The sequence below is a fragment of the Enterobacter cloacae complex sp. 370H10 genome (assembly GCF_050031535.1).
Classification (GTDB): domain Bacteria; phylum Pseudomonadota; class Gammaproteobacteria; order Enterobacterales; family Enterobacteriaceae; genus Enterobacter; species Enterobacter intestinihominis.
In genome coordinates this window covers 3,619,974-3,639,236 of record NZ_JBLGWG010000001.1, presented here as the reverse complement: position 1 = coordinate 3,639,236, position 19,263 = coordinate 3,619,974, and the positions used below count along the sequence as shown (strand labels likewise).

Here is a 19,263-nt window from a genome sequence, read left to right as displayed (position 1 = left end):
GTAAACCCAATGCGGCTATTGCAGGGGAGATTAATTGATAGCGTGAATATATTTCGTTAGCTATGAGGGCGCGTGGATAAAGGGTTTCGGCGTAAAAGGTGCAACCCTTAAAACGGTGCTGGTGGGGCGATATTAATAATTATAATATGCGATAAATATCTAATTTTGGTTAGGTTTAATTGCTGCTTAATTGTAGTTTAAGTTAGGGTAAAATATCTGGTGTATGATATATTTAAAACTCTCTCATTTATAAAATATATTTTTACGGGCGGGTTAATTTCTGCTACTCAAAAAAATTACGTATTTTCTTCTCATGTTTAATAAATAAAAGGCCGCAAGCGTGGCCTTTCAGAGGCTATCGGTATTAGCCTAAAGAAATTATGCCGATTTCCACGAGGGCAGCTAATGTCAAAAGAATAAAGAGGATAACAACTATTGGTCTGTACATTTTTAAGGTTCCATCCTTGTGTGAAGTCCTGCCCATCGTCTCCGTTGTCATTTTCCATGGTAATGACGTGCTGTCGTTGATGCTCATCAAAGGGATGCAGTAGATTGAGGAAAATCTGCATTCAGGGTTGGAACCATTTAACGCAGTGTTGGCTGCGTGGCGGGGAGCTGTCGCCACTGGCGGATGTGCTCGATCAGGGCTCTGAGCTTGGGGGCCATATTGTGGCGCTGGGGAAAATAGAGATAAAAACCAGGAAAAGATGGAAGAAACGCATCCAGTAAGGAAACCAGCTGTCCTGATTCAATGTACGGTGTGAAGGTGTCCTCCGTGGCAAAGGTTATACCACCGCCGGCCAGCGCGAGGCTGAGCATAAGACGCAGATCGTTAGTGGTGATTTGTGGTTCAATTGCCACATCGAAAGGGACGCCTGCTTCCTCAAACTCCCAGCGATAGGGGGCAACGTCCGGGGAAGGGCGCCAGCCGATACACCGATGAGCGACCAGCTCACGGGGGTGCGTCGGTGCGCTGTGTGTCGCCAGATAGGAAGGTGAAGCCACCACCCGTTCACGCTGCTGGCCCGTAAGGGGAATAGCGATCATGTCTTTTTCGATAACTTCGCCCAGCCTCACCCCAGCATCATAGCCCGCTGCCACGATATCGAATTCCTCATCTGACACGAAAACATCAAGCGATACCGCAGGATGCGCGGCCGTAAACGAGGCGAGCAGTGGGCCCGAAAGAAACGCTTCCGCAATTGAGGTAACAGCGATCCTGAGCTGTCCGCGCGGTATGCTGTCCGAGATGACGTCGTCAAAGGCCGCCTCAATGTTGGCGATGGGCCCCAGCAACGATTTATGCAACCGTTCACCCGCTTCGGTGAGCCTTACCGAGCGCGTGGTGCGCATCACCAGCAGGGTCTGAAACCCATCTTCGAGACGTCTTATTCCCTGGCTGACAGCGGAACGGGTTATGCCCAGGCGCCCGGCGGCAGCGCTGAAGCTGCGTTCTTCGGCGACCGCCAGAAAAAGCGGTAACAAATTAAGATCGATTTTCATTGTTTAACATTGCTAACCAGTGAGTCCAGTAAAGGCAGGATACAAGAAACAATGGTCTGTATCTATGATTGCAGTGAACTCAACTGAAGGAGTAAAACATGAACAAAGTCATCTTAATTACCGGCGCCTCCAGCGGTATCGGAGAAGGTATCTCCAGAGAGCTCGGCAAGGCAGGCGCAAAAGTGTTCCTGGGTGCACGCAGGCTGGATCGCATCCACGCTCTGGCTGATGAAATCCGCAGCGCAGGAGGGGAGGCAGAGGCTCAGGTATTAGACGTTACCAGCCGCCAGTCGATGGCCGCCTTCGTTCAGGCAGCACGGGAAAAGTGGGGCCGCATTGACGTACTTATTAACAACGCGGGCATTATGCCTCTCTCTCCGCTTTCGGCTGGCAAGCAGGATGAATGGGAGCGCACCATTGACGTAAATATCAAGGGCGTACTGTGGGGTATTGGTGCTGTTTTGCCGATTATGGAAGCCCAGGGCTCGGGGCAGATCGTCAATATAGGCTCGATTGGTGCCTTGTCCGTCGTGCCCACGGCCGCCGTCTATTGCGCGACCAAATTTGCGGTACGGGCCATTTCCGATGGTTTACGTCAGGAAAGTTCGAACATCCGTGTGACCTGCGTCAACCCTGGGGTAGTGGAAAGCGAACTGGCCTCGACCATCACGCACGAAGAAACCATGGCGGTGATGGATGCGTACCGGGCTATTGCTCTCAAACCGGCTGATATCGCTCGCGCCGTGCGCCACATCATTGAGGCGCCTGAAAGTGTCGATACCACCGAAATCACCATCAGACCTACGGCCTCTGCAAACTAACGTAGCGGGTCAGGCACCAGCCTGACCCGCTTCACCCTCTTACCACGGCTGTTCGGTCGGCATAATAAACAGCTCTGCCACGTCCACATGTTCCGGTGCCTGCAATACGTAAAGAATCGAGTCGGCGATATCATCGGCTTTCAGGAACGTCATCTTCTCCTTCAGCTGTTCCATCTGTGCACGATAATTTTCGTCACTGATATGCTCGAATAATTCACTTTCAACGGCACCCGGCTGAAGCGAGGTGACGCGAATGTTGAACTGAGGGGCCAGCTCCATACGCAAAATATCCGAGAAGGCGGCAACCGCGTGCTTCGTCGCGCAGTATACGCCCAGTCCGGGAAACGTTTTACGCCCGGCGATCGACGAGGTATTGATGATATGACCCGAGCGTTGTGACTGCATAATCGGCAATACGGCCGCGACCGTGTTAAACAGGCCCTTTACGTTTACATCTACCATTCGATGCCACTCGTCAACCCGGAGGCTGGCGATATCCGAAATCGGCATCAGCCCGGCGTTATTAAAGGCGATATCAATATGGCCATAGCGTTTGTGCAGTGCCTCCACCCCTTTATTAACTGAGGCCGGGTCAGTGACATCCATGGCCAGCGCCATGGCTTCCCCGCCAGCAGCCTCAATTTCAGACACCAGCGCCTGAAGACGATCCAGACGGCGGGCAGCGAGACCCACCCTGACGCCCTGTTCCGCTAACTTTTTGGCCGTGGAGGCACCAATTCCGCTTGAAGCACCGGTGATGAGCGCGACTTTACCGTTGAGTTCCATAGTTGATCCTCTTGAGAGTTAATTTCAACGCTTCAGAAAGAATGTCTGAAGTACGGGTCAATAATGGATCTTTCTGGCAATCGCTTCGCGCGGGCTTTTGCTCAAACTGTCGGGCTTTTGCTGCGAACGGCATCGCTGCGATAGTGGGAGGGCGTCACGCCGTTATGCCTGAGGAATACGGCAGCAAAGTGGCTGGGGCTGGTGTATCCGACGTTCAGTGCAATATTGATTATGGAATCATTGCTTTCCGATAGCATGCGACGCGCCTCCTCCATGCGTAGCCGGATAAAGTAGTGAGAAGGGGAAAGTCCGGTTGACTGTTTAAAGGCGCGGCTAAAATGGTATTCGCTAAGATCGGTCAGTTCAGCCAGGCGTGCCAGGTCAAACGGCTGGGCTAACCCTTCACGCATTGCCGTGAAGACCCGGTGCAGCTTAAATGCCTGCAAGCCCCCGCGGTGTCGTTTCGCATGTGTGCCATAGGTGCGAATCAGATGTACTGCCAGCGCCTGCGCAATGCCCTGGATAAACGGGCCGCTGGGTGGATTTTGCAGATACAGCTCCTGACGTATCTGCTCCAGCAGGGCGGATAGCGTGTCGTCGCGCGCGCCGGAGACTTCCCGCAGTTCATACTCCTGCATCATAGCCACTCCCATATAAACATGCATAACGACGAAAGGCTTATCTGGCCCGGCGTGCCAGCGCATTTCAGTAGGAGAAGCCGCAGTTGTGAGAAAGAAATCGCCTGCGGTAACGCGGTTTGCTAACCACGGCTCACCGGGGGAACGCTCCTCAACGACGGCATTACCTGAGAGGATCCAGACGATAAAAGGCTCCGGCACTGCCGGAATAATGACGTTTTCCTGCACGTGTCTGCGCGCCAGAATTTGCACGAATACATCCCGGGAAGATTGCGCCCGATGTTCCCTGATCAGCTTGCCGGGAAGGTATTCTTCAAAGGTCTCTGCGGAAGTACGCTGCGTCATATTTATCGTTGCCTTTAGCTATGCCAGTTGCACCAGGTTCACCGCCGGGAGAGGCCCTCCGGGGAATTGTTGTAGCGTACCGCCAACCTCCAGGCTGCCTAAATCAATACTTGCGAAGCCCAGTTGACCGGCTAAGGCTGTTATTTCCGCCTTTGCGTCAGGATGGTCTCCGGAGATAAAGACGACACGACGGCCACCCGCCTGCGCCGGATCCTGAGCCAGCACCCCTGCAAGGAGAGTATTGAAGGCTTTAACGACGCGTGCACCCGGAGCCCACTGTGTCACCACCTGGCTTGAGTTTTTTCCGCCCAGTTCAGCCAGCGTGAAGCCCGGCAGTATGACCGGGTTGGTCGCGTCGATCAGGATACGCCCCTCCCAGTTGATGCCGCGTAACGCGGCCTCGGTTTTGTCCCAGTTTGTGCTGACAAAAACGATGTCGGCCTGGGCGGCCTGTTCTACGGTGCCAGCGCGAGCCCCGTGGCCCAGTTTCTCAACCACCGCAGTCAGGCTTTCCGGCCCGCGGCTGTTACTCAGAATAGCGTTCATGCCCGCTTTAACCAGTTGTTCTGCAAAGGCTTGCCCGATAGCGCCAGCGCCGATGATACCTACAGTAGTCGTTTTCATATTGTATTTCCTTCATTGAAGAGTAGTGAACATGCACTGAGAGTAGTAATCTTTGACCTATCTGAATAGCCTATATAATTAGATGGGATCCATCTACTGGAGCGATACATGCTGGACGGTATGTCTGTTGATCAACTCCGCACCTTTATTGCTGCCGTTGATGAAGGGAGTTTTTCCGCCGCCGGTCGCAGGCTGCGGCGCGCGCAGTCGGTTGTCAGCGCGACGCTGGCAAACCTTGAGGCACAGGTCGGGTTTCCATTATTCGATCGTTCCGGGCGTTATCCGACGCTGACGGAGGCGGGCGTCGCCATGCTGGAAGCGGCGCGTCTTGCCACTGCCGGGATGGACGCCTTTAAGGCTAAGGCACGCACCTTAGCCGAAGGTCTTGAGCCTGAACTGGCGGTGTCCGTCGACGTGATGTTTCCCGTAGCGCAGCTCACCGCTGCGGTGCAGGCGTTTCAGCAGGCATTTCCTGACACCCCGCTGCGTTTGTATGTGGAAGCGTTGGGGGCGGTGTTCCAGCCTTTACTGGACGGTCATTGCCGGGTGGCGATAACCGGATCGCTGCCGCATCTTCCGGCGGGATGCATCTCAGAATTCCTTCTCAGCGTGCCTGCGGTGGCCGTTGTCTCCCCTGAGCATCCGCTGGCGACCGCGTCCGGTCCGATCCTTCGTTCACTTTTACAGGAACACGTCCAGCTGGTGCTGACCGATCGCTCCTCTCTCACCGTGGGCCGAAGCTTTGGCGTCATGTCGTCAAAGACATGGCATTTAGCGGATATGGGCGCGAAGCACGCCTTCCTGCGTGCCGGACTGGGGTGGGGTTATATGCCGCTGCCAATGGTCGAGGAAGATCTCGCAGCGGGAAAACTGGTTACGCTGAACGTGCCGATGCAGCCCGACGTCGGGCCCGGTTTTTCCATGCAGGCGGTGCACCTGGAGGAACATCCGCCCGGCCCGGCCGGACGCTGGTTCGTTAACAGGCTGAAAATGCAGGCTGGCATGCCTCTCAACGAACGCAGCGGATCCGGCAAGTGAGCTCAACGGATAATTCAGGTTTTGTTGCTGTTGCATGTCTCCAGTATCGCACCGGCCCGGCGGGCCGTGGCAGGCAGGATGTCGGCATCGGCCACGTAGCCATCGGGATCGAGACAGCGATTGTGTTCTCTCGCCTGTTGCAGGATCGCTTCATCCCAGTAGAGGCGCTTACGCTGATCGCCGCGGGTCGTCAGAATAAACTCCGTTTTGCCGTCAACCGCGCGGTAGCGACGCCAGCTGTTTGCCGGAACAGAGATCACCGAACGTTCCGGAGCGATAACGCTCACTTCTTCGCCCGCCTCGTTCCAGGTAACCTCCAGCTGGCCTTTAAAGACCATAATGACCTGAATATCCGGGCAGAGATGGCGGCCCACAACGTGATCCTCGGCGAGACGCAGCCATTCGACGGAAAAACCGTGCGGGCTCACGATAGCGGGAGCGGAATCCCGATCCTGTGAAATGCCGAAACCGATAACCGGCGCAATTTCGCCGCCGTGTCCTGGCAGCACCGAATCCAGCAGTCCCTGGGCTGACCAGCAGCGGTCATCGCCGGTTACCGCACGCTGGCGCATCTCCTCAACGCTGTAGTCACGCAGCCCGGCAATATATTCCTCTGACAGCGGCGTCAGCAGCGCGGCGGGGTCAGGCCGCGGGTCGCCGGTTTCCTGTGTGATGAGCATGTTGTCTTTACTCAAATACATTCCGTATTCGCTGGCTGCCGCCAGCACGGAAGGATGCCAGATGATGCCGCCCGTGTTGTCCCCGCCGAGCACCGTAAACACCATACCGCTGGTCTCTTCTTTACTGACGTTGGTGAAACCGCGGAAGATCCAGGTCGGTATTGAAAGGATAGTGGGTGCGCTAAATTCAGCTTCATGCTCGCCGTTGGCGCCCCAGCGAAAACGCCATGTTCCTTCATGGATCAGGAACACCTCGGCGGTGAAATGCAGATGCAGATTATTCGTCACCCCTTTCGGCATAGCCGCCGCGCCAATGTTAAAGCCGTGCGGCTCGGGAATATTGACGACCTGCTCGCTGGACTGGGTTACACCCGGGCCGATGAAGGAATAGTTTTGTTTGAGATGCGAGCCGGGTAGCTTGCAATCAATAAAAGCAAGATTACAGGAAACCATGTCCTCGGGGGCGATTAACCGTGTTCGAGCCTGACTCTGGGTAAGATGGATGGTTTTCATTATTTCTCCTTTTAATAACCGGATGCACCGGTGGTAGGGATAGCGTTGCCGCAGGCGAGGGCAATGGCTTCACGCGAGGCGCGACCCAGTTGCATGACGTCGTTTGCAGGGGTAACAAACTGAAAACCCTGATCAATGCGCGCTGCGGCGGCCGCGCCGGAAGTGCAGAAAATTCCGGCAATCTTCTGCTGCTGGCGGCAGCAGTGAATCACCCGCTCAATAGCAGCAAGCATTTCGGGATGTTGGGATTCGGCGCTGGCGCTACCGGTCAGCGTCAGTGAGAGATCGTTGGGGCCAATAAACACACCGTCCAGCCCTTCGGTATCAAGGATGGCGTCAAGATCAGCCAGCCCTTCGCGGGTTTCAATCATCGCCAGCGTCAGGATCTCGTTGTTAGCGTGCTGTGGATAATCACTGCCGCCGTAGAGTAGACCTCTGGCCGGACCAAAGGAGCGAACACCCAGCGGTGGATAGCGACAGGCCGCGACAAAACGGCGAGCCTGTTCCGCGCTGGAGATCATCGGGCAGATTACGCCGTAGGCTCCTGCGTCTAATACGCGCATGATTTGCGCCGGATCGTTATCTGCCACCCGCACCAGCGGCACGGCAGGCGTGGCCGATAGCGCCTGTAGCATTGACAGCGCGCTGGCAAAATCAATCATGCCGTGCTGCAAATCGACGGTGACGGCGTCGTAACCCTGATGGCCCATAATTTCCGCGCTATAACCGGACGGGATCGCCAGCCAGCCGTTTATGATGGGAGTATTTTCCAGAAATGCGGTCTTTAAACTGTTTTTGCGCACTGTATGCACTCCGTTATCCACTGACGCAGCAGCGGCGCGATCTCATCCGGGGTTTCCAGCGGAATAAAATGCCCGCCAGCCTCCACCGTATGTCTGGTCACGTTCGCGTTGCCTGCGGCCAGTAGCTGATGATGATGGGGCGTGCAGATAACGTCCTGCGCGCCGTTTAGAAGTAATGTGGGGCAGGAGAGGCCGTTAAACGCAGTCCGGTTGTCCTGCCGGTGAATGGCCATTTCCGTTTGCCCGGCAAAGGTCTCAATGCCGCACTCTTGCGCCATTCGGCAAATAGTCTCTTGCAGGATCCTATCGGACAGACGTGACGGGGCGACATAGCTCTGCCACAGCGAGGAGACCAGCCAGTCGGCCAGGCCCCGCGCCTGTGCGGTGCGTACCGCTTCCCGGCGTGAAGCGAGGGTGTCTGGCGCAACGGGCAACGGATTAACGGAAATCAGCGTCAGCCCGTTCACTCTTTCTGGCGCGTCGGCGGCCATTTGCAGCGCGACTATGGCACCGAGAGAAAACCCTGCCAGCAGAAAGCGCGGCGGCAGAACCTCTAATAACCGCCGTGACGCCTGCGGCGCGGACTCCGCACCCGTCAGCGTAATACACGACACCGCTGCGACATTCAGCCGTTCAATGACGGGCTGCCAGAGCCGGGCGTTACAAAGCGTGCCACCAAGCAGCACCAGTGGCAGATCGGTATTGTCCAGAAGCGGATATTCCATTGCATCCCTCACGTAGCGGTCCAGCCGCCGTCAACCATCAGGGCACTGCCGGTGATCAGCCCGGCGGCATCTGAGGCGAGAAACACTACCGGGCCCATAATGTCCTCCAGCCTGCCTAACCGGCGCAGCTTGATGTTGTCCAGCACGTAGTGGCGGAACGCCGGATCGGCAAGCGCCGGGCGCGTCAGGTCGGTTTCAATGAAGGTCGGGCACAGCGTATTAACGCGGATCCCCGCATCGCCCAGCTCCAGCGCCATCGTTCGGGTTAACCCTTCAAGCGCGAATTTGGAGGCACAGTACACGCTACGCTCGGGGCCACCAACGTGTCCCATTTGCGATGAGATGTGAATAATCGACCCTCCCTTACCGCCCGCCCGCATTCTGCGCGCCACGCGCTGGCTGACAAAAAAGGTGGCGCGCAGGTTAAGCGCCATCACCGCATCGAAATTGTCCTCGTTCACCTCAAGAAACGGCTGGTGGCGGGCCAGCCCGGCACTGTTCACCAGAATGTCGGGCGTGGGCAATGTCGCCAGCACACGCTCCACCTCCTGAGCGTCGGTAATATCCAGCTCCAGCGGGTGAAATGCGAGCCTGTGTTCCGCTGCCAGACTTGCGGCATGCGCCAGCGCCTCGTGGCCCCGGGCGGCGATCCATACCTCTGCGCCCGCCTGTGCGAGGGCGACGGCGGCAGCGAAGCCAATCCCTCTTGACCCGCCGGTTACCAGCGCGCGTTTGCCGTGCAGGGTGAAAGAGGGCGTTTGCAAAAGCGTCATGGCTTACACCTTTTCCCTGACCGGGGCCGGTGTGGCGTAGGGAACCTCCGTCTGGCCATAACGGCGCACGCGAATATTGGCCTGCTCGGCATGTCCGGCGAAACCCTCCAGCAACGACAGACGCGAACAATAGCTGCCGATTTCGGCGGTGGCTTCGTCGCTGAGGACTTTCTGGAAGGTGCAGGTTTTCATGAACTTGCCCACCCACAGGCCGCCGGTATAGCGTGCGGCTTTTTGCGTCGGCAGGGTGTGGTTGGTTCCGATCACCTTATCGCCGTAGGCCACGTTAGTACGCGGCCCAAGGAACAGCGCGCCGTAATTGGTCAGGTTAGCCAGGAACCAGTCGTCCCGGTCGGTCATCACCTGAACATGTTCGGAAGCGATACGATCTGCCTCCAGCAGCATCTCTTCGTAGCTGTCGCAGACGATGATTTCCCCGTAGTCCTGCCAGGACTGGCGGGCAATGTCGGCGGTAGGGAGCTTTTCCAGCAGCCGTTCCACTTCGCTGAGCGTCTCTTTGGCAAGCTGGAGCGAGTTCGTCAGCAGGATGGCAGGGGTGGTGACGCCGTGTTCGGCCTGGCCCAGCAGGTCCGTGGCGCACATTTCCGCGTCAACGGTGTCATCGGCAATCACCAGCGTTTCCGTCGGACCGGCAAACAGATCGATACCTACCCGGCCGAACAGCTGGCGTTTGGCCTCCGCGACGAAGGCGTTACCGGGGCCGACCAGCATGTCGACCGGTGCCAGCGAGTCCGTGCCCAGCGCCATGGCGCCTATCGCCTGAATGCCGCCAAGGGCATAGATTCCGTTGCGCCAGCCATTTTTTGCGCCGCGACAATCGCCGGGGCGGGCTGACCGTTAAACGGCGGGGCACAGCTGATAATTCTTGAGCACCCCGCCACGCTGGCGGTGATAATCGACATGTGCGCGGAGGCGAGCAGGGGATATTTTCCGCCAGGCACGTAACATCCCACGGCGTTAATCGGAATATTTTTATGCCCGAGAATAACGCCGGGACGCGTTTCAATTTCCAGATCCCGCAGGCATTCTTTCTGCGCGCGGGCAAAATTCGCCACCTGCTGTTGGGCGAATTCAATATCCTGAATATCCTGGCGGCTTAACTGTTTTATGCAGCGGTCGATCTCCGCGGGGGTCAGACGATAATCCTGACGGTCATAACGATCGAATTTAATGGATAATTCGCGAATGGCTTTATTTCCACGTTTTTCAATATCTGCAAGTATTTGCTCAACCGTTTCTCTTATTTGCTGGTTGGCTTGCTGGCGCTCTTCGGTAGATTTACCGGTTTTTAATTTCCAGGACACACGCTTCTCCTTACCTTTTTTAGATGTCAGTTGTCCTCCCGGCAGACCGGGAAAGGGTGTTTACTTCAGAGTGGGTTATTGATCCGGCGCGGCGGCGTACGCACCGTTTTTTAATAATTGGGCTGAGGTTTGCGTTTTACGGGCATATACCCATCGAGCGGACAGCGGCGTGGCAATAGCGGCCACAACGGAAAGGGCGGCAATCAATATATAACCGGACGACAGGTTAATATGTTGCATCATTACGCCCATCATTACCGGCCCGACAAACATGCCGCAGGAATAAATGGTCTGGAATAGTCCCATTCGCGTGGATTGTTCATCAGACGAGGTATTCACTACGCTGAGCGACATAAATGCGGCAAAGGCCATACCGAACGAAAAACCTGCCAGCGCCTGCCACAGGTAAATGACGTACATATTGCTGGTAAAGGGAATGCCGAAGGTGGAGATCACCTGTAAAACGATGCCGAGCACGGCGGTTTTTACCAGCCCAAGGCGCTGATAAAACACCGAGCTGCACAGGGCGATGGCCAGCCCGTAAAACAGAAGGTGGATGTTTCCGAGCACCGCGAGGATCCCCGCCCGGGCGCCGAGCTGTTCGGCGTAGACCGGCGTCAGCGTGTCCCGGGTGGCGAAGGGCACCAGAATGACGACGGTCGCCAGGATGCCAATCAGCCAGACGGAACGGTCGGCCAGCTGCTGGCGCGCGCCGGTGATGCAGGCTTTAAGCGTGGGGGCCTGCACCGGGTCGTGCACGTCCTGAATGCGGGTCGTCAGGATCAGCGCCACCAGGGCGGAGATGCAGGAGACAAAAAAGGCGATGTTATTGGCAAAATAGTGGATCAGCACCGCGCCAATACAGTTGCCGAGAAACACGCCGATGGGCCCTGCCAGCGCCAGCAGCGCGACGGCGGCAGGGGCTTCGTTGCGACCGAAGTAACGCATGAACAGGATGTTGTACAGCACCCATGTCGCCGCCGTGACGCCGTCTGCCGCTTTCGCCAGATACAGCGTAATGGCATTGGGTTCAAGCCAGGCAATTGGCCAGGCGATAATTGGCAGCAGCAGGCCAATCTGGATGAAGATCCTGCGGCTTTTAACCACGTCGGAAATAATGCCTAACGGGAAGCGTATCAGAAGGGTTGCCAGCCCGGATGCGCCCATGATGATGCCCATGATCTGTGGCTCAATGCCCTGGTTGATCATCATGGGGGCCAGGAATGCATCAATGCTATGGATGCAGATAAAGAACAGGATGCTGATGATGAAAAAGAGCCGGGCTTCCCGACGGCGTAACAGTGCTTGAAACATGGTTTTGAACCTCTTAAGAATTAATGGGTTATAACCAGTCAGGGACGACGTTTACCGGTTCAATCCTTTGGGCGACTCCTGTTCTCTCCGGTACCTTTGACGGTATGAAAACTCTTTGCATACGTATTCAAGATTTGAAGTTACGAAAAGGTTTCATGTTTGTAAAGTGATCTCGATCTTGTTGTGAGAATTTTAATTTTTTGTGTTGCATACGCATGCAAAGGTGGTGTAAGTATAAAAAACACCCACTTGCTGAGGCGTTTGAAGCACGCGCAAATGGGCAGGACGTTGATAAGGAATCAGGGGTAATGAAACGTAAGACTTTTGCAGCAGTCACATCCCAACAGGTCGCTCAGCTGGCGGGGGTATCGCAATCTGCGGTGTCGCGAACGTTCACGCCGGGGGCCAGCATTTCACCGGCAACGCGTGAAAAAGTGCTGAAGGCGGCGCGCGAGTTGGGCTATCGCCCGAATGCGATCGCCCGTTCGCTCAACACGGCGCGTTCGCGCATTATCGGTGTCGTCATTTCTTACTTTGATAACCCCTTTTACTCGCAGGTGCTGGAGGCGCTGGCACAAAAGCTGGATACGCTGAACTATCACCTGCTGCTGTTCGTTGGCGACCGGGAAGGTAACGTTGACCGTATTTTTGACCAGATTATGCAGTACCGGGTGGATGGCATTGTGCTGGCCTCGGTGACGCTGTCGCTGGAGTTGTCCGAGGAGTGTCTTGCCGCCGGGATCCCGGTAGTGCTGTTTAACCGCAGCGAAGAGAGTGGCATGGCCTCCAGCGTCAACAGTAATAACGAAGCGGCCGCGCGGCAGATTGCCGAGTTTCTGCTGGCGGGGGAGCACAAGCGTTTTGCCTACGTGGGCGGCGTGGCTGATTCCCCGGTCAATATCGCCCGCCAGCACGGGTTCATCTCCACGCTGGAAGAACATGGCATCACCGATGTGCGGGTGGTGCACGGGAATTACGACGCTCAGCAAACCACCCGGGCGGCTTATACCCTGTTTTCGGCGTCGCCAGCGCCGGATGCGGTCTTTGTCGCCAACGATCATATGGCCGTCACGGTAATGGAAGTGGCGCGCTATGAGTTTGGTTTGCGCATTCCGGAGGAGGTCTCCATTGTCGGGTATGACGACATCGGCCCTTCCGGCTGGCCCTCTTATGCGTTGACCTCGGCGTCGCAGCCGGTCGGCGCGATGGTAGATGCCACGGTGGAACTGTTAATGAAGCAAATTGACAGCGGAACCATAGAGCCTGAACAGATTACGGTGCCCGGTACGCTGGTGATACGCCACTCGGCGCGTCGCCCACGCAGCGGCGTTATCGAAACCAATGGTTTAACGCTATTCCAGTCTAAGGAGCGCACATGACCAGATTGCGGGGCTTCAGCCCTCAATTCGACTCTATCCAGCAGTTCATTTTGACGCTGACGCATGTCGTCTGGGAGCAGAAAGATATCGGCCAGCTGGCGGATTTTTACGCCACGCCGGTGGTTTTCACTACCCCCGAAAAACAGCTGCATGAGCTTTCCCAGTTTATGCGCCTGACGCTTGAGGCGATGCACAGCTTCCCGCAGCGAGCGGTGCTGACGGAGGATATTCTGTGCAGCCAGAACCCGGGGGACGAGTACTATGCGGCTCAGCGTACCGTAGCCCGCATTCAGCATCAGGGGGAGGGATTTTTTGGCCCGCCGACCGGGAAAAATGTCTGGGTCCGCACCTGGGCCGATCGCATCTGTGTTGATGGGGCCGTACGCCAGGAGTGGCTGCTTCAGGATCGTGCTGCGATTGTGGCGCAACTGGGGCTGGATATCCGCGAATTTGCCTTTAACCTGGCGACCATGCGCCAGCAGCTTGGCGTGGAGGCGGTCTCTGCCGAGACGCTGGATGCCCGCTGGGCGGGCGGGCCCGAGGGCGACGACGTAGAAGGGGCGCTGGCAGGCGTCGTTGAGCGCTACTTAACCATGTGGGCGGGCGGTAACAGTGGCGTGGTGCCCGGTCTCTATCACCCGGCGGCGACGCTTTACGCGCCGGGTCATTGCCTCTGCACCGGTGAGCAGGAAATTGGCGCACAGCTTTCTGGCTACCGCGCTTCATTTGCCGACAGCGAAACGCAGCTCCATCATCTGATTGTGCGTAAAGATCCTAACGAGCCGATTCGGCTTTCCCTGCGCTGGTCGTTATTAACCTGGCATGACGGTTACGGCAAATTTGGTGCGCCAACCCGTAAACCCATATCAATTACCGGTATCAGCCAGCTTGAATTACGTGATGGTTTAATTTTCCGTGAATATCTGGGGATCGATGAATTAGCGATCTGGTCGCAAATAGTGAATTAACAGGGGCGGCAGCCCCCTTATTCTGGCTGCCGAAAATAATCGAGTTTAATTCACCCTCACTTACGGGTGCGGGTTCTTATTGTCTGAAAACAGAGCAGGAGTTTATATGTCTTCCACCGAAGCAACAAATAAAGCACCAGCCGTACCCGAAAAAAGCAGCGTGAAATCGCTGAAAGAGGAACCTGTATTACAGGTGGAACGTCGTGATTTTGTCGATCTGGTACCGGAAAAAAGACCGCGCGTGCAATCATTACGCGGCTTTGATGACTGCTATACCGATATTGTCGATTATATAGTTCGCTGCACCCATAAAATATGGGACGAGCGCGATGTCGGCTTAATTTATTCTCACTATACCCACAACTGCGTGCTGTATAACGCGCTGGGGACACTCTATAACCGTGAGCAGGTGGTACAGGATACGCTGCAACGCTTAATTGCCTTCCCGGAGCGGCGCGGCATGGCAACCCAGGTTATCTGGAACGGAAATGATGTTGACGGTTTTTATACCTCTCACCTGGTGACGGGAAGCGGGCGGCATACCCAGCACAGCCATTTAGGCAAGCCGACCAACCGCACCTTCGTTACCCGTACCGTGGCGGATTGTATGATCCACGAGAATAAAATTTACCGGGAGTGGGTAGTCAGCGACAACATGTCGTTAATGAAACAGCTTGGCCTGAATACCGATCAAATCGCATTTAATATGGCAAAGGAGCAGTTTGATAAAGGCTTCCGCGTGATGGACATCGGCGAAAATGGCCGCATGCTGGGACAATATCCGCCGGAGATGGAGTGCGATGTATCCCTTGCACACACCGATACGGAAGAGCAGTGTCTGCGCTGGCTGCACGAGATCTACAATCGTCGGATGTTCGGCAAAATCAAAGAGGTTTACGCCCCTAACGTGCAGTGGCATGGCCCGCTGATGAAAGAGCTGTACGGCACCGCGGCGGTAACCCATCAGACGCTGGCGCTGGTGGGGATGATCCCTGACGGCGCGTGGCTGCCGCAGCATATCTGTTCCAACCCGTGCGATGAAGGCGGCGTCAAAGTGGCGGTTCGCTGGATCATCGAAGGGCATCACCTGGGTTACGGCGAACTGGGCAAGCCGACCGGAGAACGACTGTTCGTGATGGGCATGTCGCACTACCACATCGTCAACGGCAAAATTGTTGATGAATGGGTCGTGTATGACCACCTGGCGCTGCTGGCGCAAATCAAACTCGGCCAGATGGAGGACGCGTAAATGTTAAATCAGGTGAGCTGGATTAAGCGCCCACAGGGGCAGGATGCGCAGGCCGATCGTTCCCTGACGGAGAAGGTCAGCGCCATTATCGAGCGCGTGAAAACCGAAGGCGATACGGCGCTAAGAGCCTTTTCGCAGCAGTTTGATAACGTCGTGCCGACGCAGTTTGAGGTGAGCGAGCAGGAGATCGCCGAAGCACTGCAGAGGATGGATGCCCAGACGCGCCGCGACAGCGAGTTTGCTATTAATCAGGTGCGTCGTTTTGCGCAGGCGCAGCTGGCGACCATGCAGCCGCTGGAAGTTGAGACGCTGCCTGGCGTACATCTCGGTCACCGGATCATCCCGGTGCAGACGGTGGGCTGCTACGTGCCGGGTGGGCGTTACCCGATCCTCTCTGCGCCGGTGATGTCAATTGTCCCTGCGACGGTGGCGGGCTGCGAACAGATCATCGCCTGTCTGCCGCCGGGAGCGCATCCGGCGATGATCGCGGTTTGCCATCTGGCGGGCGCGCACCGCATTTTCAGGGTAGGTGGCGCGCAGGCCATTGCGGCCATGGCCTGGGGAACGGAGAGCATTCCATCGGTGGACAAAATCGTTGGGCCAGGCAACGCCTTCGTTAACGAAGCGAAACGCCAGGTGTTTGGTCGAGTCGGCATTGATGCCCTCGCCGGGCCGAGCGAGATTTTCACTATCGCTGACGACAGCGCCGATCCGCGCATTCTGGCCGCCGATATGCTGGCGCAGGCAGAGCACGATATTCATACCCGCGTCGGGCTGGCGACAACCAGCCGGGATATCGCTGAGCGTACCCTGGCGGAGGTTGAGCGTCAGCTTGCCAGCCTGCCAACGGCCGCCACGGCGGGGGAGGCGTGGCGCCGGCAGGGTGAGATTGCGCTTTGCGAAGATGAAGCGCAGCTGATTGCGTTTGCTGACCATATGGCGACGGAGCATTTGCAGGTGCATACCCGCGATCCGCACGCGACGGCGGCGAAGATCCGCAACTATGGCTCGCTGTTTATTGGTCAGAACGCCAGCGTGGTGTTCTCTGATAAATGCTGCGGCACCAACCACACGTTACCGACGATGGCGGCGGCACGCTATACCGGTGGTCTGTGGGTTGGGGCGTACGTCAAAATCTGTACCCATCAGTGGATTGACGAGCAGGGTATCCCGGCAATCGCAGAACCGGCGATCCGCCAGAGCCGTACCGAGGGGATGCAGGGGCACCGACGGGCGGCGGAAATTCGTCTGCGTCCGCAGGACATTGATGCCATTACTACCGGCATGCGGGACTAAAACGTATCCCGGGCAGCCTTCTGCCCGGTTTTCATCACGAGGGAGCCTGAGACTATGAAGCGCCTGATACCGCCAGACGACTGCCCGGAGGAAATTGCCCGCCGTCTCGACGTCATTCAGCAGCACCGGGCGCTCAACGCGATCCTCGGGGTTAACCCTGACGCCATGTCTCAGGCGGAACAGCATCAGCAGCAGCGTCGACGCGGGGAGCCGATCGGCCCCCTGCACGGCGTGCCGTTGATCGTCAAAGATAATATTGCCTGCGCACCGATGCCCATTACTCTTGGCTGCCGGGCGCTGGCCTCACTTAACGCGACGTCGGATGCGCTTGTTATACAGCGGTTGCGCAGGGCAGGAGCGATTATCCTCGCCAGAGCGAATATGTCCGAGTTTGCTTTTGACGTGCGCTCGCGAAGCTCGCTGGGGGGCGATGTGGCAAACCCGCTTCGCCCGTCACTCACCGCCGGAGGTTCCAGCGGAGGATGCGCCGCGGCGGTGGCGGCGGGGATGGCGGATGGCGCATTGGGTACCGATACCGGCGGCTCTATCCGCATTCCCTGTAGCTATACCGGGCTGGTGGGGCTACGGCCTGCTTTTCGCCGTTCACAGCTGGATGGCGTGGCGCCGCTCTCGCCCAACAAAGATACCGTTGGGCCAATGGTACATAGCGTTGAAGATGCCGCCTTGCTGCATGCGGTGATCCATGGTTTGCCACCGGTTGCGCTTCCTGTGCGTTCGCTGAAAGGCGTTCGCTTTGGTGTGGTAACCGCATTACAGGGAGAAGATGAGGTACAGCTGGAGGTCTGGCAGTCGGCGCTGCACTCGTTGCGTCGTGCCGGAGCAACGCTGGTGGAGGTATCATTACCTTTGCTGGACGACGTAAGTCAGGCGACATGCCTGAGCCTGTATGAATTTCGCGTGGCGATTGACGACTGGCTTAGCAAACAGCCTGGCGCTCCCTCCGGACTGACAAGCATTGTGGACTCCGGCGCTTTCCTGCCAGAGTTTGCGCCGTTTCTACGTCAGATGCTGGTGAGTAACACGCTGAAAACCCCGCACTGGCTGGCGGGGCGTCGCTTTCAGCGCCTGTTACGGCAGAGCCTTTGCCTGGTGGCGGAGGCGCAGCGCATCGACGGATTTGTGTATCCCACCGTACAACGGTTACCAGAAAGTATGGCGAAGATGCCGCCAGGCTGCGCACCGGAACTGGCCGCCATCAGCGGCCTGCCGGCTATAACGTTGCCGTGCGGCGTAAGCCGTATCGGTCTGCCGGTGGGGATGGAGATGTTATCGGTGCAGGAGGATGAGACGGCGCTGATGGTGCTGGCGCTGGCGTGTGAGGGGGCGCTGGACGGGAAGGGACAGATATAAAAAGCCCGCAGAGCTTGCGCCGTGCGGGCTTTCAGCACTTCATCGGGTGATTCTGGTAATCACCGATGGAGGATTTTTGGACTGGTGGAGTCTGAATAAATTCATTAATAGGCTGTTTTTTTTGTTGATAATTTATAAATTCAACTTTCACGGGTATGCCAATGGCGATTTGTTGCAGTGTTTCCTGTGGTTAAGCAAACCTGTTTTTTGAATGGATCACATCAAGAAAAAGCTTTTTTGGATTTAACTGTTCACCCTTAACTTATATTTAGAAAGAAAAAGACCGGCTGTTGCTGGTCTGAGGTCGGTTAAGTCGCTGCGGGTTTGTCTGCCTGTAGCTACTTCGAAGAAAGGGCAAGTTTGCGCACAGTCATCAGGAAATCGAATGGGGTTGAATCCCACAACTCAGGTGAAAAATCAAATCCATACCGGCTTTTGAATTCCTCATCCAGCCTGTCTCCGTAAAGCGCAAAGAAACAATCGACCTCTTCGGCTAACTCCTTTAACATCCAATCTGGGGCTGTTTTTTTATAGAGTTCAATAGTGCCCTCAATAGTATCCTCTCCCTCATTTATGAGGTCATTATCCTGATTGAAATAACCCTGAATCAGCTGATCAATATGATAGAAATTTTGCATAATCCATTTGTCCTATGGGGTCGGGAATGCTGTAAGGATATAGCGACAGAGCTGGTCATCCTTGTACTCGGAGTTTGGTTCAAAAGGCATTGAGTAGTTGCCTATTGCAGAACATCTTTTGCCGATGAACAAGAGGCGTGGCAAGCGGCATATGGGCACTGGATGCAAAAATGTAAAACTGGGGTTACTGAAGTTAGTGCTGGCCAAAGTTTTGCCGAGTGGACGTAATGTGGACATGGGCAAAAAAAGGGGTTACGTTTTCACGTAACCCCTTGTTTTATTTGGTGGGCTGGCGGAATTTGTGCTCATCTCTTAACTTGTTGTATGTTAAGTGATTTTTACTAAATTGAATTGTCGGGTATACCTAAACGTATACCAATTTAGCATTGTAGGAACAAAACTACAGCTGTGCGACATGAGAATTTTAATCCCATCACGACTTTTTTCTAACCGATCACACCACAAAAGCAGTGA

At 56.1% G+C, this 19,263-nt stretch carries 17 protein-coding genes and 1 pseudogene; 7 read left to right on the top strand and 11 right to left on the bottom strand.

Features of this window, described 5'->3' with window-relative positions; genetic code table 11:
* Positions 1–585: 585 nt before the first annotated feature.
* Positions 586–1,503, bottom strand: coding sequence for a LysR family transcriptional regulator (locus ACQG2Q_RS17930; RefSeq protein WP_048965951.1), 918 nt, complete (start codon positions 1,501–1,503; stop codon positions 586–588).
* 98 nt (positions 1,504–1,601) lie between these two features.
* Between ACQG2Q_RS17930 and ACQG2Q_RS17925 the strand changes: the two genes are divergently transcribed.
* Positions 1,602–2,324 (top strand): SDR family oxidoreductase, encoded by a 723-nt coding sequence (locus ACQG2Q_RS17925; protein ID WP_063849425.1) that lies wholly within the window; start codon positions 1,602–1,604, stop codon positions 2,322–2,324.
* A 39-nt stretch (positions 2,325–2,363) separates the two neighbouring features.
* Here the strand turns inward: ACQG2Q_RS17925 and ACQG2Q_RS17920 are convergent, their stop codons facing one another.
* From ACQG2Q_RS17920 to ACQG2Q_RS17910, 3 genes are all read right to left on the bottom strand, one after another.
* Complete coding sequence (locus tag ACQG2Q_RS17920; RefSeq protein ID WP_022649104.1) at positions 2,364–3,110, bottom strand: SDR family oxidoreductase; 747 nt, start codon at positions 3,108–3,110, stop codon at positions 2,364–2,366.
* A gap of 101 nt (positions 3,111–3,211) precedes the next feature.
* On the bottom strand, positions 3,212–4,093 hold the full coding sequence (locus ACQG2Q_RS17915) for a helix-turn-helix domain-containing protein (protein ID WP_058646214.1): 882 nt from the start codon (positions 4,091–4,093) through the stop codon (positions 3,212–3,214).
* Positions 4,094–4,111: 18 nt separating this feature from the next.
* Positions 4,112–4,717 (bottom strand): NADPH-dependent F420 reductase, encoded by a 606-nt coding sequence (locus tag ACQG2Q_RS17910; protein WP_045308437.1) that lies wholly within the window; start codon positions 4,715–4,717, stop codon positions 4,112–4,114.
* A 108-nt stretch (positions 4,718–4,825) separates the two neighbouring features.
* On the opposite strand from ACQG2Q_RS17910, the gene ACQG2Q_RS17905 reads away from it, so the two are divergent.
* Positions 4,826–5,755 carry a LysR family transcriptional regulator gene (locus ACQG2Q_RS17905; protein WP_063849423.1) on the top strand — a complete coding sequence of 310 codons (930 nt, stop codon included), beginning with the start codon at positions 4,826–4,828 and terminating at the stop codon, positions 5,753–5,755.
* 14 nt (positions 5,756–5,769) lie between these two features.
* On the opposite strand, the gene ACQG2Q_RS17900 is transcribed toward ACQG2Q_RS17905, so the two are convergent.
* The 6 genes and pseudogenes from ACQG2Q_RS17900 to ACQG2Q_RS17875 form a co-directional block, all read right to left on the bottom strand.
* Entirely contained in the window at positions 5,770–6,948 is a 1,179-nt protein-coding gene (locus ACQG2Q_RS17900) for a hypothetical protein (RefSeq protein ID WP_032625878.1), read from the bottom strand.
* An 11-nt stretch (positions 6,949–6,959) separates the two neighbouring features.
* Positions 6,960–7,751, bottom strand: a complete 792-nt coding sequence (locus ACQG2Q_RS17895; protein WP_063849422.1) for an HpcH/HpaI aldolase family protein — start codon at positions 7,749–7,751, stop codon at positions 6,960–6,962.
* On the bottom strand, positions 7,733–8,476 hold the full coding sequence (locus tag ACQG2Q_RS17890) for an alpha/beta fold hydrolase (protein ID WP_063849421.1): 744 nt from the start codon (positions 8,474–8,476) through the stop codon (positions 7,733–7,735). The genes ACQG2Q_RS17895 and ACQG2Q_RS17890 overlap by 19 nt, the downstream gene beginning before the upstream one ends.
* Positions 8,477–8,484: 8 nt before the next feature.
* A complete protein-coding gene (locus tag ACQG2Q_RS17885) occupies positions 8,485–9,249 on the bottom strand; it encodes an SDR family NAD(P)-dependent oxidoreductase (protein ID WP_063137595.1) in 765 nt (254 codons plus the stop codon).
* Between the two features lie 3 nt (positions 9,250–9,252).
* A pseudogene (gene hisD, locus ACQG2Q_RS17880) lies at positions 9,253–10,574 on the bottom strand (histidinol dehydrogenase).
* 75 nt (positions 10,575–10,649) lie between these two features.
* Positions 10,650–11,888, bottom strand: coding sequence for an MFS transporter (locus tag ACQG2Q_RS17875; RefSeq protein ID WP_022649095.1), 1,239 nt, complete (start codon positions 11,886–11,888; stop codon positions 10,650–10,652).
* Positions 11,889–12,196: 308 nt separating this feature from the next.
* Here ACQG2Q_RS17875 and ACQG2Q_RS17870 point away from each other — a divergent pair, with 308 nt between their 5' ends.
* The 5 genes from ACQG2Q_RS17870 to ACQG2Q_RS17850 all read left to right on the top strand — a co-directional run bounded on the left by ACQG2Q_RS17870 (position 12,197) and on the right by ACQG2Q_RS17850 (position 18,151).
* On the top strand, positions 12,197–13,267 hold the full coding sequence (locus ACQG2Q_RS17870; RefSeq protein WP_063849420.1) for a LacI family DNA-binding transcriptional regulator: 1,071 nt from the start codon (positions 12,197–12,199) through the stop codon (positions 13,265–13,267).
* Positions 13,264–14,235 carry a nuclear transport factor 2 family protein gene (locus ACQG2Q_RS17865; protein ID WP_022649093.1) on the top strand — a complete coding sequence of 324 codons (972 nt, stop codon included), beginning with the start codon at positions 13,264–13,266 and terminating at the stop codon, positions 14,233–14,235. Before ACQG2Q_RS17870 ends, ACQG2Q_RS17865 begins: the two co-directional genes overlap by 4 nt.
* A 106-nt stretch (positions 14,236–14,341) precedes the next feature.
* On the top strand, positions 14,342–15,484 hold the full coding sequence (locus ACQG2Q_RS17860) for an ester cyclase (RefSeq protein ID WP_151884400.1): 1,143 nt from the start codon (positions 14,342–14,344) through the stop codon (positions 15,482–15,484).
* A complete protein-coding gene (hisD, locus tag ACQG2Q_RS17855; RefSeq protein WP_063849419.1) occupies positions 15,485–16,780 on the top strand; it encodes a histidinol dehydrogenase in 1,296 nt (431 codons plus the stop codon).
* A 54-nt stretch (positions 16,781–16,834) separates the two neighbouring features.
* Entirely contained in the window at positions 16,835–18,151 is a 1,317-nt protein-coding gene (locus tag ACQG2Q_RS17850) for an amidase (RefSeq protein ID WP_426759249.1), read from the top strand.
* A 338-nt stretch (positions 18,152–18,489) separates the two neighbouring features.
* Here the strand turns inward: ACQG2Q_RS17850 and ACQG2Q_RS17845 are convergent, their stop codons facing one another.
* Positions 18,490–18,789, bottom strand: a complete 300-nt coding sequence (locus ACQG2Q_RS17845) for a contact-dependent growth inhibition system immunity protein (RefSeq protein ID WP_063849417.1) — start codon at positions 18,787–18,789, stop codon at positions 18,490–18,492.
* Positions 18,790–19,263 lie beyond the last annotated feature (474 nt).

What these genes read in the sequence shown, in the direction of transcription:
- ACQG2Q_RS17890 (WP_063849421.1), bottom strand. Translation starts at nt 8,476, where the DNA reads ATGGAATATCCGCTTCTGGACAATACCGATCTGCCACTGGTGCTGCTT.
- ACQG2Q_RS17925 (WP_063849425.1), top strand. Translation starts at nt 1,602, where the DNA reads ATGAACAAAGTCATCTTAATTACCGGCGCCTCCAGCGGTATCGGAGAA.
- ACQG2Q_RS17900 (WP_032625878.1), bottom strand. Translation starts at nt 6,948, where the DNA reads ATGAAAACCATCCATCTTACCCAGAGTCAGGCTCGAACACGGTTAATC.
- ACQG2Q_RS17885 (WP_063137595.1), bottom strand. Translation starts at nt 9,249, where the DNA reads ATGACGCTTTTGCAAACGCCCTCTTTCACCCTGCACGGCAAACGCGCG.
- ACQG2Q_RS17870 (WP_063849420.1), top strand. Translation starts at nt 12,197, where the DNA reads ATGAAACGTAAGACTTTTGCAGCAGTCACATCCCAACAGGTCGCTCAG.
- ACQG2Q_RS17920 (WP_022649104.1), bottom strand. Translation starts at nt 3,110, where the DNA reads ATGGAACTCAACGGTAAAGTCGCGCTCATCACCGGTGCTTCAAGCGGA.
- ACQG2Q_RS17930 (WP_048965951.1), bottom strand. Translation starts at nt 1,503, where the DNA reads ATGAAAATCGATCTTAATTTGTTACCGCTTTTTCTGGCGGTCGCCGAA.
- ACQG2Q_RS17875 (WP_022649095.1), bottom strand. Translation starts at nt 11,888, where the DNA reads ATGTTTCAAGCACTGTTACGCCGTCGGGAAGCCCGGCTCTTTTTCATC.
- ACQG2Q_RS17915 (WP_058646214.1), bottom strand. Translation starts at nt 4,093, where the DNA reads ATGACGCAGCGTACTTCCGCAGAGACCTTTGAAGAATACCTTCCCGGC.
- ACQG2Q_RS17910 (WP_045308437.1), bottom strand. Translation starts at nt 4,717, where the DNA reads ATGAAAACGACTACTGTAGGTATCATCGGCGCTGGCGCTATCGGGCAA.
- ACQG2Q_RS17905 (WP_063849423.1), top strand. Translation starts at nt 4,826, where the DNA reads ATGCTGGACGGTATGTCTGTTGATCAACTCCGCACCTTTATTGCTGCC.
- ACQG2Q_RS17860 (WP_151884400.1), top strand. Translation starts at nt 14,342, where the DNA reads ATGTCTTCCACCGAAGCAACAAATAAAGCACCAGCCGTACCCGAAAAA.
- ACQG2Q_RS17850 (WP_426759249.1), top strand. Translation starts at nt 16,835, where the DNA reads ATGAAGCGCCTGATACCGCCAGACGACTGCCCGGAGGAAATTGCCCGC.
- ACQG2Q_RS17865 (WP_022649093.1), top strand. Translation starts at nt 13,264, where the DNA reads ATGACCAGATTGCGGGGCTTCAGCCCTCAATTCGACTCTATCCAGCAG.
- ACQG2Q_RS17845 (WP_063849417.1), bottom strand. Translation starts at nt 18,789, where the DNA reads ATGCAAAATTTCTATCATATTGATCAGCTGATTCAGGGTTATTTCAAT.
- hisD (WP_063849419.1), top strand. Translation starts at nt 15,485, where the DNA reads ATGTTAAATCAGGTGAGCTGGATTAAGCGCCCACAGGGGCAGGATGCG.